This is a genomic window from Streptomyces sp. YJ-C3 (genome assembly GCF_053891275.1).
Map to the genome: position 1 here is coordinate 5,971,814 of NZ_CM132685.1, position 14,523 is coordinate 5,986,336.

The following is a 14,523-nucleotide window of genomic DNA, read 5'->3' on the forward strand; positions in this document are numbered from 1 at the left end:
CGGGGAGGACTAGGTCAGCGCCCCCTCCCGCTTCCGGGCCTCCGGGACCTGTGCCTCCTCCCGGTGTGCCGGGTCACGGACCTCGCCCACCAGCAGCTCCAGGACGTCCTCCAGGGCGACCAGGCCGAGGACACGCCCCGACGCGTCCGCCACCTGGGCCAGGTGCGTGGCCGCCCGCCGCATCACGGTGAGGGCGTCGTCCAGCGGGAGTTCGGCGCGCAGCGTCGTCATGGGGCGCCAGATCTGCTGCGGGACGGCCCGGTCCGTGTCGGGCCCGTCGATCAGGTCGAGGACGTCCTTGACGTGGAGGTAGCCCATGAAGGCGCCGCCGTCCGCGCAGACCGGGAAGCGGGAGTAGCCGGTACGGGCCGTCAGCCCGATGACCTCCGCCGGGGTGACCGAGGGGCCGACCGTGACCAGGTCCGAGCGGTCCAGGAGGACGTCGGTGACCGGGCGGGAGCCCAGCTCCAGCGCGTCCTCGAGGCGTTCCTGCTCCTCCGGGTCGAGCAGGCCCGCCTGGCCGGAGTCCTCCACCAGGCGGTTGAGCTGCTCGCTGGTGAAGACCGCCTCGACCTCGTCCTTCGGTTCCACCCGGAACAGCTTCAGGACCAGGCGGGCGCACGCGCCCAGCGCGATCGTGACCGGCTTGCACAGCCGGGCGAAGGCGACCAGGCCCGGGCTGAACCACAGCGCGGTCTTCTCCGGGGCCGCCATCGCCAGGTTCTTCGGCACCATCTCGCCGATGACCAGGTGCAGGGAGACCACTACGGCCAGCGCGATCACGTAGCCCAACGGATGGATCATGCCGTGCGGGAGGTGGACGGCCTCGAAGACGGGTTCCAGGAGGTGCGCCACCGTGGGCTCGGCCACCGCGCCCAGCGTCAGCGAGCAGACCGTGATGCCGAACTGGGCGGCCGCCATCATCTGCGGCAGGTGCTCCAGGCCGTACAGCACCTGGCGGGCCCGCTTGCCGGGGAGGGGTTCGATCTGGCTGCGGCGCACCGAGACCAGAGCGAACTCCGCTCCGACGAAGAAGCCGTTCGCCAGCACCAGCAGGACCGCGAAGAAGAGTTGCAGGGCGCTCATCGGGCCGCCTCCAGGACGGCCTGCGGGGCGTCCGCGACCTTGACGATGCGGACCCGTTCGGCCCGGTAGTGGTCGACCTGGCGCACGGAGAGCCGCCAGCCGGGCAGTTCCGCCTTGTCGCCGGGGGCGGGGATGCGGCCGAGGAGGTCGGCGACCAGACCGGCCACCGTCTCGTACGGGCCCTCGGGGACGTCGAGTCCTATGCGGCGCAGGATGTCGACGCGGCAGCTGCCGTCGGCGTCCCATGCGGGCCGTCCGTCCTCGGGCGGCGCGGCCGCCAGTTCCGGGAGGTCGAGGCGGTCGTGCTCGTCGCGGACCTCGCCGACCAGTTCCTCCACGATGTCCTCCAGGGTGACGACCCCGGCCGTGCCGCCGTACTCGTCGACGACGACGGCCATGGGCTGCTCGCTGCGCAGGCGGGCGAGCAGCGGCTGGACCGGGAGGGTCTCCGGGACCAGCAGCGGTGCCTGCGCGATCCGGCTCACCGGGGTGCGCAGCCGTTCGTGCGCCGGCATCGCCAGGGCGTCCTTGAGGTGGACCACGCCGATGACCTCGTCGATCCGCTCCCGGTACACGGGGAAGCGGGACAGGCCGGTGGCGCGGGTCAGGTTGACCACGTCCTCGGCCGTCGCGGACGCCTGGAGGGCGCTGACCTTCACGCGCGGCGTCATGACGTGCTGCGCGGTCAGTTCACCGAGGGAAAGGGTACGCACGAACAGGTCGGCCGTGTCCTGTTCCAGCGCCCCGGCCTGCGCGGAGTGGCGGGCCAGCGACACCAGTTCGCCGGGGGTGCGGGCGGAGGCCAGTTCGTCGGCCGGCTCGACACCGAGCGCGCGCACCAGGCGGTTCGCGACCGCGTTGAGCAGGGCGATGACCGGGCGGAAGAGGCGGGCGAAGACATGCTGGGGGCCTGCCACGAAGCGGGCCACCTGGAGCGGCCTGGAGACCGCCCAGTTCTTCGGGACCAGTTCACCGATCACCATCTGCACGGCGGACGCGAGCAGCATGCCGACGACGACCGAGACGCCGCCGACGGCGCCCTCGGGGACGCCGACGGCCGTGAAGGGGCCGCGCAGCAGCTCGGCGAGGGCCGGTTCGGCGAGCATGCCGACGACCAGTGAGGTGATGGTGATGCCGAGCTGGGTGCCGGAGAGCTGGAAGGACAGCTCCTTGAGGGCGTCGACGACGGTGCGGGCCCGCTTGTCGCCGGCGGCCGCCGCCTCTTCGGCGTCGGGGCGCTCGACGGTGACGAGCCCGAACTCGGCCGCCACGAAGAATCCGTTGGCGAGGATCAGGAGGAAGGCTGCCGCGAGGAGCAGCAACGGGATGGTCATGCCGCCGCCTCCGGGGACGTACGCGCGAGGGGCGCGCTATGTCGGGAGGGGGCGGCGCAGGTACTGCCGGACGATCCGTCCATCGCTGGAGGGAGTCACTCCTTGGTTAGCAGGAACCCCTGGCCGCCCGTCCGGGCGCTTCAGGGGCGGGATGGCTCACGACGCGCACCCCACCACCAGATTAATCAGGTCCGGGGGCGGGGCGGCAGGGCCCGGGCCCCTGAGTCAGCCCTGAATACCGGTACGGGTCTCGGCCAGGGCGCGTAGTGCCTTCGCGTCGCGGATGGCGCTCTGCCGGGCGATGCCGGGCTGGATGCCCATGGCGGCCAGGCTGGTGCCGTCGGTGAGGTTCAGGAACACCCACGGGTCGCCGGGCCGCAGGTTGACCTGGACGATCTCCGCCCAGGCCAGGCGGCGGCTGCGGGCGATGTTGACGACGGTGACGCCGTCGGTGTCGGCCACCACCTTGGGCCGTGCGAGCAGCGCCAGCACGGCCCAGAACAGGGCGGCGGTGAAGACGAAGCTGGTCCGCTCCCCCGGGCTCATGCCGTCGAGGATCAGCGCGATGACGGTGATCACGACGAAGGAGACGGCACCGAGCCCGTGCAGGATGGCACGGGTCCGCCCGGGCCGGAAGGTGACGGGCAGGTCAGGGGCGCCAGGGGTGCCAGGAGTATCGGACATGGCTTCGGTGTCCTCGGCTGTTCTCGGTGTCCTCAGAGGCGGCAGGCGTGGATGGCCGTGGTGAGGATGGCCCGTGCGCCCAGGGCGTACAGGTCGTCCATGATGCGCTGCGCGTCCTTGGCGGGGACCATGGCGCGCACGGCGACCCAGCCCTCGTTGTGCAGGGGGGAGACGGTCGGCGACTCGAGGCCCGGGGTGAGGGCGACGGCCTTCTCCAGGTGCTCGGCGCGGCAGTCGTAGTCCATCATCACGTACGTCCGGGCGACGAGGACGCCCTGGAGCCGCCGCAGGAACTGCTGCACCTTGGGCTCGGCGGCCTCGTCGGTGTCGGCGCCCTTGCGGCGGATGACGCAGGCCTCGGACTTCATGATCGGGTCGCCGAACACCTCGAGGCCGGCGTTGCGCAGCGAGGTGCCGGTCTCCACGACGTCCGCGATGGCCTCGGCGACCCCGAGCTCGATGGCGGTCTCGACGGCGCCGTCGAGGTGCACGACGGAGGCGTCCACGCCGTGCTCGGCGAGGTACTTGCCGACGATGCCCTCGTACGACGTGGCGATCGTCTTCCCGGCGAGGTCGGCGAGGTCCTTGACGGCGCCGGGCCGGGAGGCGAAGCGGAAGGTGGAGCGGGCGAAGCCGAGCGGCAGGATCGCCTCGGCGTTGGCCCCGGAGTCGATCAGCAGGTCCTGGCCGGTGAGGCCGATGTCGAGCTTGCCGGAGGACACGTAGATCGCGATGTCCTTGGGGCGCAGGTAGAAGAACTCGACCTCGTTGTCCGGGTCGACGGTGACGAGTTCCTTGGACTCCTTGCGCTGCCGGTATCCGGCCTCATGGAGCATCGCCGACGCAGGTCCGGACAGTGAACCCTTGTTGGGGACGGCGATGCGCAGCATGAGGTCGGATTCCTTTGCGTGGTGAGGGAGTTGAGAGAACTGACGGGGTCGGCTCAGAGATGGGCGTACACGTCGTCGAGGGAGATGCCGCGGGCGACCATCATCACCTGGACGTGGTACAGCAGCTGCGAGATCTCCTCGGCGGCGGCTTCCTTGCCCTCGTACTCGGCCGCCATCCAGACTTCGGCGGCCTCCTCGACGACCTTCTTGCCGATGGCATGGACGCCCTTGCCGACCAGCTCTGCGGTGCGGGAAGTGGCGGGGTCGCCGGTGGCGGCCTTCTGCTGGAGCTCGGTGAAGAGCTCCTCGAACGTCTTATTGGACATGGTGGTCCCTACTTTACGCGTCTGCCCGGGCCCCTTAACGCCAGGGTTCCGCGACCGTACGCAGCGTGGTCGCGGTGGCGACGGCCGCGGTGACCGCTTCGTGCCCCTTGTCCTCGCGGGAGCCCTCGATGCCCGCGCGGTCCAGGGCCTGCTCCTCGGTGTCGCAGGTCAGTACGCCGAAGCCGACGGGGACGCCGGTGTCGATGGAGACCTGGGTGAGGCCCTGGGTGACGCCCTGGCACACGTACTCGAAGTGCGGGGTGCCGCCGCGGATGACGACGCCGAGCGCGACGATCGCGTCGTAGCCGCGGCCGGCGAGGACCTTGGCGACGACCGGCAGTTCGAAGCTGCCGGGGACGCGCAGCACGGTGGGCTCGCTGATGCCCAGCTCGTTCAGGGCGCGCAGGGCGCCGTCGACGAGTCCGTCCATGACCTTCTCGTGCCACTGGGCCGCGATGACGGCCACCCGCAGGTCGCCGCAGTTCTTCACGCTCAGTTCGGGTGCACCCTTGCCGCTCACGCGCTTCTCCTCGTAGTACGTACGTAGACAGATAAGTGGACGGTGTTGCTCGTTACTGGCCGCAGGTGGACGACTTGGGGGCGTCCAGCCAGGGCAGGTCGTGGCCCATCCGGTCCCGCTTGGTGCGCAGGTAGCGGAGGTTGTGCTCGCCCGCCGTGACCGGCATCGGTTCGCGGGCGGTGACGGTCAGGCCGTGCCGGGTGAGGGCGTCGGTCTTCTCGGGGTTGTTGGTCATCAGGCGCACGCCGCGCACCCCCAGGTCGTCGAGGATCTGGGCACCGGCCGCGTAGTCGCGGGCGTCGGCGGGCAGGCCGAGTTCCAGGTTGGCGTCGAGGGTGTCGCGGCCCTGTTCCTGGAGCTCGTAGGCGCGCAGCTTGGACAGCAGTCCGATGCCGCGGCCCTCGTGGCCGCGCAGGTAGACGACGACGCCCCGCCCGTTCTCGACGATGCGGCGCATGGACTCCTCCAGCTGAGGGCCGCAGTCGCAGCGCAGCGAGTGGAAGACGTCGCCGGTCAGGCACTCGGAGTGGATGCGGGCGAGGACGTTCTCGCCGTCGCCGATCTCGCCGTGGACGAGGGCGACGTGCTCGACGCCGTCGACCGTGGAGCGGTAGCCGTACGCCGTGAACTCGCCGAAGGCGGTGGGGAGTTGGACGGTGGCTTCGCGCTTGACCGTGGGCTCGGCGCTCTTGCGGTACGCGATCAGGTCCTCGATGGAGATGATCGTCAGGCCGTGCTTGCGGGCGAACGGGATCAGCTCGGGCAGCCGCAGCATGACGCCGTCCTCGCCGGCGATCTCGACGATGGCGCCGGCCGGGCGCAGGCCCGCGAGGCGGGCGAGGTCGACGGCGGCCTCGGTGTGTCCGTTGCGGACGAGGACGCCGCCGGGCTTGGCGCGCAGCGGAAAGATGTGGCCGGGCCGGACGAAGTCGCCCGCCTCGGCCGTGCCGGAGGCGAGGAGGCGGAGCGTGGTGGCGCGGTCGGCGGCCGAGATGCCCGTGGTGACGCCGTGCGCGCCGGAGGCGTCGACGGAGACGGTGAAGGCGGTCTTCATCGACTCGGTGTTGTTGCCGACCATCTGCGGCAGGTCGAGCCGCTCCAGTTCGTCGCTCTCCATGGGTGCGCAGATCAGGCCGCGGCATTCGCTCATCATGAAGGCGACGATCTCGGAGGTGATCATCTCGGCGGCGACGACGAGGTCGCCCTCGTTCTCCCGGTCCTCGTCGTCGACGACCACGACGGGGCGGCCGGCGGCGATGTCGCGGACGGCCTGCTCGACCGGGTCGAGGCTCAGGTCGGTGTCCGCGGGGACCTCGTAGAGGTGGGCTGCCGTGCTCATGCGTGGGCTCCTTCGAGCGCAGGGGCGGTGGCCGTGGCCGCGCGGGACCGCAGCCACCAGTCGCGCATGCCCCACAGGACGAGCGCGCCGTAGATGACGTAGACGAAGCCGGAGAAGGCGAAGCCGTTGGCGAAGTTCAGCGGGACGCCGACCGCGTCGACCAGGAGCCAGGCGAACCAGAACTCGACCATGCCGCGCGCCTGGGCGTACATGGCGACGACCGTGCCGACGAAGATGTACGCGTCCGGCCACGGGTCCCAGGACAACGTCGGGTACGCGGTGAACAGGCCGCCCACGGCGAGCGTGCCGACGGCGGCGGCGCCGATCAGGATCCCGCGCTCGCGCCAGGTGGCGAAGCGGACGGCGATGGAGCCGTCCTGTGCCTGGCCCTTGCCGCGGTTCCACTGCCACCAGCCGAACAGGGCGACGACGATGACGACGAGCTGCTTGCCCGCGCTGCCCGAGAGGTGGGCGGTGGCGAAGGCGGTGAGCAGGATGGCGCCGGAGATCAGCTGGGCGGGCCAGGTCCATATGGAGCGGCGCCAGCCGAGCGCGAGGGCGATGAGGCCGATGGTGTTGCCGATCATGTCGGACCAGAGGATGTGCTGGCCGAAGATCGTGAAGGCTTCGGAGTTGAGCCAGTTCACTTGGTGCCCCCCTGGGCGCTTCCCCGGTCGCCGAGCATGCGCTCGACGTACTTCGCGATGACGTCGACCTCGAGGTTGACCGGGTCGCCGGGCTGCTTGAGGCCGAGCGTGGTCAGGTCGAGGGTGGTGGGGATGAGGCTGATGGTGAAGTAGTCGGCGCCGGCCTCGACGACGGTCAGGCTGACCCCGTCGACGGTGATGGAGCCCTTCTCGACGACGTACCGGGCGAGTTCCGCGGGCAGTGAGACCTTGACGATCTCCCAGTGCTCGGAGGGCAGGCGCTCGATGATCGTGCCGGTGCCGTCGACGTGTCCCTGCACGATGTGCCCGCCGAAGCGGCCGTCGGCCACCATCGGGCGTTCGAGGTTGACACGGGAGCCCGTGGCCAGCGCGCCGAGGCTGGAACGCTTGAGGGTCTCGGCCATCACGTCCGCGGTGAACGAGTCGGCGTCGTGCTCGACGACCGTGAGACAGACACCGTTGACCGCGATGGAGTCACCGTGCTTGGCGCCTTCGGTGACGACGGGGCCGCGGACGCGGAAGCGGGAGGCGTCATCGAGGTTCTCGACGGCCGTGATCTCGCCCAGCTCTTCGACGATTCCGGTGAACACTTCCCGGGTCCTCCCTCTTGGGGCACAGACTCCGGGGCACTGTCGTACGACGACGACAGAACGTACGGGCAAGGACACCGGGGACGACGCCGAAGGGCGGGACCGGCCACCTACGGTGGACGGCACCCGGAACAGCCGGCGACGCGCACACGGGGTGCCCGCCCGCCGCGCACTGCCTCCCATCCGGACTTTAACCGTCGGTCCAGGAATTTCACCTGGTCAACCGGCCACTGGAAGTGACCGGGTCGCGGACTGTAACCGCCGGTTCGGACTTTCACCGACCCCGGAGTGCGCTGCTTCTGGTACACGGCCAGTGTGCCACGTCCGGTCGATGTGCATGCATGCGTTTGTTGTGGGGTGACTCACAGGTCGTGTCGATGGCTTTCGGTCGCGCGGGGGAATACGGGGAATGCGTCGCTCACCGAGGTGACAGTGACACCCCGGGCGCGTCCGCGCCCGGTCCGAACACGTCCTCCTGCGCCGCTTCCCGCGCCATCAGCAGCGCCCCGCGCAGCACCGCGCCGCCGCCGAGCGCCCCGGCCCTGACCTCCGTCGCGAGCGGCGACATCCGGGCAAGCCGCTCCGCGACCCGTCGCGCCAGCACGTCGCCGCCCGCCCGGCCGACCTCACCGGCCAGCACGACGCACCCGGGGTCGAGCACCGCCACCACGGCGGCGGCGCCCAGCACCACGCGGTCGGCGAGGGCGTCCAGGAACGCGTGCGCGCCGCCGGCCACGGCGTCGCGCACCACACCGGCCGCCCGCTCGACCGGTTCGCCGGGGCCCACGAGCCCGTGCGCGGCGGCGAGTTCGAGGATCGCGGCCGCGCCGGCCAGCGAGTGGAAGCCGCCCTCGCACCCCGTGGCGGAGGGCACTCCGGCCGTGCCCGGAACCGGCAGGAACCCGACCTCCCCCGTCCCGCCGGAGGCACCGCGCCGCAGCCGCCCGTCCAGGACGACCGCGGCGCCGATGCCGAGTCCGAGCCAGAGCAGCACGAACGTGTCCCGGTCCCGGGTGGCCCCGTCGCGCTGCTCGGCGAGGGCCGCGAGGTTCGTCTCGTTCTCCACCAGCACGTGCGCGGGGAGCCGTTCCTGGAGGACGGCGACCAGGCGCCGGTGCCACTCGGGCAGCCCCGAGGAGTCCCGCAGCTCCCCCGAGGCCGGGTCGATCAGGCCGGGGGCGCCCACGCCCACGGTGTGCAGCCGTTCGGCGCCGGCCTCCTTCGCCGTACGTTCCAGCAGGGCGACCGCCCGCTCGACGGCGGCCCCCGTCGCCTCGCCCGCCTCGACGGGCAGGGCCGCCTCCGCGAGCACGGAGCCCAGCAGATCGGCGACGACGAGCCGCACGCCCTCGGTGCGCACGTCGAGGGCGCCGAGGTGGGCGCGGTCGGCGACGATCCCGTACAGCCGGGCGTTCGGACCGCGGCGCTGGGCCCCCGCCTCCCCGACGACCGCGACGAGCCCGGAGTCGGTGAGCCGCTCGACCAGGTCGGCGACGGTGGGCCGGGACAGACCGGTGCGGTCCTTCAACTGCCCCGCGGTCAGCGGGCCTTCCTCTTGGAGGAAGCGCAGCGCGAGCCGGTCGTTGATGGCTCGGGCGGTCCTCGGTGATGCGGGCATGGCCGGATCCTACGCCGAAACCGCTTAACTATCAGGCAGGGTTCCTGATAGTTTACGGCGGCCATGGGGACGCGCATGGGGAGACAGTGGGAGGGGCCGCCGGATGAGCGAAGTGACGTACGCGTTGGGGGAGTTGAAGCGGGCGCGCTATGCGGTCGCGACCGTGTTCGGCATCCACGGGGCGGTGACCGGCTCCTTCGCGACCCGTGTCCCGTGGATCCAGGACCACGCGGGCGTGAGCGCGGGCCAGCTCGGCCTCGCGCTCGCCTTCCCCGCGATCGGCGCCTCGGTGGCGATGCCGCTGGCGGGCAGCGTGAGCCACCGGTTCGGCGCGCGGACGGCGCTGCGCGGGCTGCTCGCCCTGTGGACGCTGGCCCTGGTCCTGCCCTCGCTCGCCCCGAATCTGGTCACGCTCTGCGCGGTGCTCTTCGTCTACGGCGCCACGGCCGGCATGTCGGACGTGGCGATGAACGCGCTCGGGGTGGAGATCGAGACCCGCCTCGACAAGTCGATCATGTCGGGCCTGCACGGCATGTGGAGCGTGGGAGCGCTCGTCGGCTCGGCGGGCGGCACGCTCGCCGCGCACCTCGGGGCGGACGCCCGGCTGCACCATCTGCTGGCCGCGGCAGTCCTCACCACGGGCGGGCTCGTCGCGTGCCGCTGGGTGCTCGACCTGCGCCCGGCCGAGGACGAGGAGGCGCCGCCGCGGTTCACGCTGCCGCCGAAGTCGGCGCTGCTGATCGGCGCGGTCGGGTTCTGCGCCGTCTTCGCCGAGGGAGCGAGCCTGGACTGGTCGGCGGTGTACCTGCGGGACATCCTCGACACCTCGGCGGGTCTCGCGGCCGCCTGCACCACGGCGTTCACGCTCACCATGGCCGTGGCCCGGATCGCCGGCGACGCCGTGGTGGACCGGTTCGGCGCGGTGCGCACCGTGCGGGTGGGCGGCGTCGTGGCCACGCTCGGCGCGCTGCTCGTGGTCGTGGCCCCGCACCCGGCCGTCGCCATGGGCGGATTCGGCCTGCTCGGCCTCGGCATCGCGGTCGTCGTGCCGCTCGCCTTCGCCGCGGCCGGGCGCAGCGGTCCGAACCCGAGCCAGGCCATCGCGGGCGTCGCGACGATCACGTACACCTCGGGCCTGATCGCGCCGTCGGCGATCGGCACGGTCGCGGACGCGACGAGCCTGGTGGTGTCGTTCGGTCTGGTGACGGCGCTGACCTGCGGGCTGATGCTGTTCGCCGGCGTCCTGCGCGGCGCCGACCGCACGCCGGTGGCCGCGCCGGACGCGTCCGTGGCCCGCACGAACTGACCACGGGCCGACCGGGATCACGGCTCAGCCCGCGATCGAGTCCAGTTGCTCGGCCGCGGGCCGCAGCGCCCACAGATCGCCGCCGGGCGGCGTCTCCAGCTCCGGGACGGCCCGGCGGGCGGCCGGGTCCCCCGCGTCGGCCGCCGCGTGCACGACGTCGCTCGCCGCGAAGCGGTGGAACTCCAGCTCCGGGTGGGGCCAGGCGGTCTGCCCCGTCGCCGCGGGCAGCAGATACTCCACGGCCTTGAACAGGCTCTGCCCATCGGGGCCTTGATGCGCCCACAGATCGACGCCGACCTGCCGTCCGACGGCGGCGAGCCGCGTGTAGGCGACCAGGTCGAAGGTCGAGTAGTGCCAGCTGCGGGTGCGCGCGAGCTCCTGGGGCTGGGTGCCGTCGCCCGCGATCTGGGAGTCGATGCGCCCGGCGCGGGCGTCGAGGACGGTGCGGCGCGCCAGGTCCGTGTCGCCGGTCGCGTACGCGAGGGCGGCGACCTGCAGGTCGTAGAACGTGCCGTGGTTGTTGTCGGCGGCGCCCTCCGCCTTGCCGAAGTCGCCGTTCACGAGCCAGTCGAGAAAGGCCTTGTTCCACTCGCCCATGCCCGCGCGGTCGGACCGCGACCAGCCGGGGGCGCCGGTGGCGAGGAGGGCAACGGCGTCGACCACGCTCGTGTACGACTGCGAGAAGTCGATGATGCCGACGGCGCGGCCGTCGTACATGCACGGGATGAACTGGGCGTGGTTCAGGTTCGGGGTCATCTTCGTGTCCGCGTCGAGGAACCAGGTGCGCAGGACCTGCCCGGCCTTCACGGCGTACTGCTTCTTGCCCGTGTAGTACCAGGCGAGGGCGAGCTCGTACGTGGAGTCGAAGACCTTCTCGACGTCCTGGCGGTCGGTGCCGGTGTCGACCTCGGGATTGCGCTGCCCGTGGGGCTGCACGTACGGGCAGCCCCACGGGTTGTCGCCGGTCGGCTCCTGGGAGGGCCACCAGTACGGGGCCTGGCTCAGATAGTCGTGGACGTCGCCGCCCGGTGCGGGCCTCGGCTTGTCGACGACGGTCCACGGGCCCTGGTCCAGCCAGGCGTCGGCGCGTGCCGCCAGGTCCCGTACGGAGCGCTGGAGCCGCGGGTCGCCGTGGGCGAGGCGGAGCCTGGTCTGCTGGAGGCGCTCGCCGTCGAGGACGGCCGTCCGCGGGGCGGCTTCGCGGGCGGCGGCGTCGGCGGCCGGGACCAGCACGGCGGCGAAGGTGGCGGCGGCCGCGAGGAGGGCGCCGAGACGTATCCGGGGTCTTGCACGCATCACACGACTCCATCCAGACATATACCTGAACGATGTTCACGGATAAGGCCGTGCGAGCGTAGACCTCCGGCGCCCCGCCAACAAGAACCCCCGCAAGCCCCTCGTGAACCAGGGCAAGAACCACGGCAAGAAGTCGCACTTACGTCGCATTAGCATGAGGCGATCATTTCGAGCCACAGAAAGCGGAACTCACATGGACCTCGGCGTGCGCTGGAAACTGCACGGCGACGGGCGCACCCCGGCCCCCGGTGCCGTCGTCCGCCCCGACGAGCGGCTGTCGTGGCCGCGCACGATCGGACTCGGCGCCCAGCACGTGGTCGCCATGTTCGGCGCGTCCTTCGTCGCGCCGGTCCTGATGGGGCTCGACCCGAACCTCGCGATCATGATGTCCGGCGTCGCGACGGTGATCTTCCTGCTCGCGACGCGCGGCCGGGTCCCCAGCTATCTGGGCTGTTCGCTCTCCTTCGTGGGCGTCGCGGCCGTGATCCGGGCGTCGGGCGGCACCAGTGCCACGGTCACCGGCGCCGTCTTCGTCGTCGGTGTCGTGCTGTTCCTGGTCGGCCTCGCGGTGCAGAGGTTCGGGGCACGGATCATCCACGCCACGATGCCGCCGGTCGTCACCGGCGCGGTCGTCATGCTGATCGGCTTCAACCTGGCCCCGGTCACGGCCTCCACCTACTGGCCGACCGACCAGTGGACCGCACTGCTCGTGATGCTGTTCACCGGTTTGGCCGTGGTGTGCCTGCGCGGTTTCTGGTCGCGTATCGCGATCTTCCTCGGACTGATCTTCGGCTACGGCATCTCCTGGGTCTTCGACCGGATCTTCGGCCGGATCCACTCGGCGAACGGCGGCGGCGAGGCCGTCGACCACTGGCGTCTGGACCTGTCCGGCGTCGGCACGGCGGACTGGATCGGCCTGCCGTCCTTCCACGCCCCGTCCTTCCAGTGGTCGGCGATCCTCGTCGCGCTGCCGGTGGTCATCGCCCTGATCGCCGAGAACGCCGGGCACGTCAAGGCCGTCGGCGAGATGACCGGCGACAACCTCGACGCCAAGCTCGGCACCGCGATCTCGGCGGACGGCGCCGCGTCGATGCTCTCCACCGCGGTCGGCGGCCCGCCCAACACCACGTACTCCGAGAACATCGGCGTCATGGCCGCGACCCGGGTCTACTCGACGGCGGCCTACTGGGCCGCGGCCGGTTTCGCGCTCCTGTTCGGCCTGTGCCCGAAGTTCGGCGCGATCGTCGCGGCCATCCCCGGCGGTGTGCTCGGCGGCATCACCGTCATCCTCTATGGCATGATCGGCCTGCTCGGCGCGCAGATCTGGATCAACGCCAAGGTGGATCTGCGCAACCCGCTGAACCTGGTGCCGGCCGCCGCGGGCATCATCATCGGCGTCGGCAACGTCTCCCTGAAGTTCACCGACACCTTCTCCCTCAGCGGTATCGCCCTCGGCACGATCGTCGTGATCACCGGCTACCACGCACTGCGCGCGATGGCCCCCGCCCACCTCAAGTCGCAGGAGCCGCTGCTCGATTCGGGCACGTCGACGTACGACAAGGACGCGGCGCAGAAGAAGAACGAGCGGCAGGACGGTCAGTCGGCCAGCTCGTAGGCGTAGTCGGGGGTGAACGTGCCCGCCGCGCCCTTGCAGCCGTCGGACTCGCCCGGCAGTTTCACCCACAGGTAGGCGTCGATCCCGGACCGCCCGGTCCGCAGGGTCGGCGCCTGCCCCAGTTTCCGGCCGTCCGGGTCGCACCAGGCGCCGTCCGCCGGGGCGCCGTTGCCGTTGCGGCTGGTGTCGATGACGGCGCCGAGTCCGCTCGGCCCGCCCAGGGCCGCCAGGACGGCGCGGGCGTACCCGATCTCGTCCGAGGTCCGGTTGAAGTTCGACACGTTGGTGAAGACGCCGTCGGACGAGGCGGCCGACGCCGCGCCCGCCTGCCGCAGCCGCGCGGCCTGGGTGGCCGCCGGGTTCCATGCGGAGTGCCCGGCGTCGTAGTAGACCCGCGCCCGCGGATTCGCGGCCTTCATGACCCGGCCCGCGCGCGCCAACGCCGCGTACCGATCGGCCCGTTGGTCCTCGCTGAGGCACTCCGTCTGCGACAGGGCGTCCGGCTCCAGGATCACCAGGACCTCGCCGGATCCGAGCCCGGCCGCGAACCGGTCGATCCAGTCGTCGTACGCGCCCATGTCCGGGGCCCCGCCGTCGGAGGCGCCGCCGCAGTCCCGCTCGGGTATCGCGTAGGGCACGACCACCGGGACCTGACCGGCGCTCCTCGCCCCGGAGGTCACCGCGCGGACCCGGGACGTGATGGTGTCCGGCGTGAAGTCGGCGAACCAGACGGCGGCGGGCCGGTCCGCGATCCGCGACTCGATGAGGGGGCGGCGCGGATCGGACCGGTGGGCCCGCACCCAGTCCAGGACCTGAGAGTCGCCGTGCCGGTACAGCCCCGTCGGAGCGGGGGCCGAGGTCGCGGGCGCCGCGCTCGACGGCTTCGGCCGGGCGGGCGCCGAACTCCTGGGGCTCGGCCTCGGCGAACTCCTCGTCGGTGACGGTGACGTCACGGTCGGACTCGGTACCGCGGGCAGCGGCTGAAGACTCGGTGCCTCGCTGATCGTGGGCCGCGCCTCGTCGCCGCCGTCCGGGGCGCTGTCGAACGCGGACACCAGGCCCGTGACCGTCCCGACGGCCACCACGGCCGACGCCGCCGCCACCATCGCGCCCCGCCCGCGCCGGCCCGCCGCACGCCGTCGTGCCGCCCGCCGCTCGGCGAGCCGCCGCGCACGTAATCCTGACACCGCGCCGTCCCCTCCTCCCGCTCCTCCCGCACTCCCCCGGCCCGGCCGTTCGCTCGTTCTGGGG

Annotated in this window: 14 protein-coding genes and 1 riboswitch; of the genes, 2 read left to right on the forward strand and 12 right to left on the reverse strand. The window is 71.9% G+C overall.

What is annotated here, in order from left to right; genetic code table 11:
- Positions 1-9 precede the first annotated feature (9 nt).
- The 10 genes from ACVHNB_RS26670 to ACVHNB_RS26715 form a co-directional block, all read right to left on the reverse strand.
- The gene (locus ACVHNB_RS26670) at positions 10-1,086 is read right to left on the reverse strand and encodes a hemolysin family protein (RefSeq protein ID WP_428956015.1); all 1,077 of its coding nucleotides are present in this window, start codon (positions 1,084-1,086) and stop codon (positions 10-12) included.
- Positions 1,083-2,420: a hemolysin family protein gene (locus ACVHNB_RS26675; protein WP_428956014.1), complete on the reverse strand. Its 1,338-nt coding sequence runs from the start codon at positions 2,418-2,420 to the stop codon at positions 1,083-1,085. The genes ACVHNB_RS26670 and ACVHNB_RS26675 overlap by 4 nt, the downstream gene beginning before the upstream one ends.
- A 225-nt stretch (positions 2,421-2,645) precedes the next feature.
- On the reverse strand, positions 2,646-3,104 hold the full coding sequence (locus ACVHNB_RS26680; protein ID WP_428956013.1) for a PH domain-containing protein: 459 nt from the start codon (positions 3,102-3,104) through the stop codon (positions 2,646-2,648).
- A 32-nt stretch (positions 3,105-3,136) separates the two neighbouring features.
- Positions 3,137-3,994 carry an ATP phosphoribosyltransferase gene (gene hisG, locus ACVHNB_RS26685; RefSeq protein WP_428956012.1) on the reverse strand — a complete coding sequence of 286 codons (858 nt, stop codon included), beginning with the start codon at positions 3,992-3,994 and terminating at the stop codon, positions 3,137-3,139.
- Between the two features lie 53 nt (positions 3,995-4,047).
- Entirely contained in the window at positions 4,048-4,320 is a 273-nt protein-coding gene (locus tag ACVHNB_RS26690) for a phosphoribosyl-ATP diphosphatase (RefSeq protein ID WP_018534786.1), read from the reverse strand.
- A gap of 34 nt (positions 4,321-4,354) precedes the next feature.
- The gene (gene ribH / locus ACVHNB_RS26695) at positions 4,355-4,840 is read right to left on the reverse strand and encodes a 6,7-dimethyl-8-ribityllumazine synthase (RefSeq protein WP_428956011.1); all 486 of its coding nucleotides are present in this window, start codon (positions 4,838-4,840) and stop codon (positions 4,355-4,357) included.
- A gap of 52 nt (positions 4,841-4,892) precedes the next feature.
- Positions 4,893-6,179 (reverse strand): bifunctional 3,4-dihydroxy-2-butanone-4-phosphate synthase/GTP cyclohydrolase II, encoded by a 1,287-nt coding sequence (locus ACVHNB_RS26700; RefSeq protein WP_456226090.1) that lies wholly within the window; start codon positions 6,177-6,179, stop codon positions 4,893-4,895.
- Entirely contained in the window at positions 6,176-6,826 is a 651-nt protein-coding gene (locus tag ACVHNB_RS26705) for a nicotinamide mononucleotide transporter family protein (protein WP_428956009.1), read from the reverse strand. The genes ACVHNB_RS26700 and ACVHNB_RS26705 overlap by 4 nt, the downstream gene beginning before the upstream one ends.
- Positions 6,823-7,437 carry a riboflavin synthase gene (locus ACVHNB_RS26710; RefSeq protein WP_428956008.1) on the reverse strand — a complete coding sequence of 205 codons (615 nt, stop codon included), beginning with the start codon at positions 7,435-7,437 and terminating at the stop codon, positions 6,823-6,825. Before ACVHNB_RS26710 ends, ACVHNB_RS26705 begins: the two co-directional genes overlap by 4 nt.
- A 165-nt stretch (positions 7,438-7,602) precedes the next feature.
- A riboswitch (FMN riboswitch) is annotated at positions 7,603-7,733 on the reverse strand.
- A 122-nt stretch (positions 7,734-7,855) separates the two neighbouring features.
- Positions 7,856-9,055, reverse strand: a complete 1,200-nt coding sequence (locus ACVHNB_RS26715; RefSeq protein WP_428956007.1) for an ROK family transcriptional regulator — start codon at positions 9,053-9,055, stop codon at positions 7,856-7,858.
- Positions 9,056-9,158: 103 nt separating this feature from the next.
- On the opposite strand from ACVHNB_RS26715, the gene ACVHNB_RS26720 reads away from it, so the two are divergent.
- A complete protein-coding gene (locus ACVHNB_RS26720; RefSeq protein WP_428956006.1) occupies positions 9,159-10,361 on the forward strand; it encodes an MFS transporter in 1,203 nt (400 codons plus the stop codon).
- A 24-nt stretch (positions 10,362-10,385) separates the two neighbouring features.
- Here the strand turns inward: ACVHNB_RS26720 and ACVHNB_RS26725 are convergent, their stop codons facing one another.
- On the reverse strand, positions 10,386-11,657 hold the full coding sequence (locus ACVHNB_RS26725; protein ID WP_428956005.1) for an alginate lyase family protein: 1,272 nt from the start codon (positions 11,655-11,657) through the stop codon (positions 10,386-10,388).
- A gap of 193 nt (positions 11,658-11,850) precedes the next feature.
- Between ACVHNB_RS26725 and ACVHNB_RS26730 the strand changes: the two genes are divergently transcribed.
- A complete protein-coding gene (locus ACVHNB_RS26730; protein ID WP_428956004.1) occupies positions 11,851-13,272 on the forward strand; it encodes a uracil-xanthine permease family protein in 1,422 nt (473 codons plus the stop codon).
- Here the strand turns inward: ACVHNB_RS26730 and ACVHNB_RS26735 are convergent.
- Positions 13,254-14,459, reverse strand: a complete 1,206-nt coding sequence (locus ACVHNB_RS26735) for a glycoside hydrolase family 6 protein (protein WP_456226091.1) — start codon at positions 14,457-14,459, stop codon at positions 13,254-13,256. The genes ACVHNB_RS26730 and ACVHNB_RS26735 overlap by 19 nt on opposite strands.
- Positions 14,460-14,523 lie beyond the last annotated feature (64 nt).

Excerpts from the sequence above, each read along its gene's own strand:
- ACVHNB_RS26670 (WP_428956015.1), bottom strand. The coding sequence starts at position 1,086 with ATGAGCGCCCTGCAACTCTTCTTCGCGGTCCTGCTGGTGCTGGCGAAC.
- ACVHNB_RS26675 (WP_428956014.1), bottom strand. The coding sequence starts at position 2,420 with ATGACCATCCCGTTGCTGCTCCTCGCGGCAGCCTTCCTCCTGATCCTC.
- ACVHNB_RS26680 (WP_428956013.1), bottom strand. The coding sequence starts at position 3,104 with ATGTCCGATACTCCTGGCACCCCTGGCGCCCCTGACCTGCCCGTCACC.
- hisG (WP_428956012.1), bottom strand. The coding sequence starts at position 3,994 with ATGCTGCGCATCGCCGTCCCCAACAAGGGTTCACTGTCCGGACCTGCG.
- ACVHNB_RS26690 (WP_018534786.1), bottom strand. The coding sequence starts at position 4,320 with ATGTCCAATAAGACGTTCGAGGAGCTCTTCACCGAGCTCCAGCAGAAG.
- ACVHNB_RS26700 (WP_456226090.1), bottom strand. The coding sequence starts at position 6,179 with ATGAGCACGGCAGCCCACCTCTACGAGGTCCCCGCGGACACCGACCTG.
- ACVHNB_RS26715 (WP_428956007.1), bottom strand. The coding sequence starts at position 9,055 with ATGCCCGCATCACCGAGGACCGCCCGAGCCATCAACGACCGGCTCGCG.
- ACVHNB_RS26720 (WP_428956006.1), top strand. The coding sequence starts at position 9,159 with ATGAGCGAAGTGACGTACGCGTTGGGGGAGTTGAAGCGGGCGCGCTAT.
- ACVHNB_RS26725 (WP_428956005.1), bottom strand. The coding sequence starts at position 11,657 with ATGCGTGCAAGACCCCGGATACGTCTCGGCGCCCTCCTCGCGGCCGCC.
- ACVHNB_RS26730 (WP_428956004.1), top strand. The coding sequence starts at position 11,851 with ATGGACCTCGGCGTGCGCTGGAAACTGCACGGCGACGGGCGCACCCCG.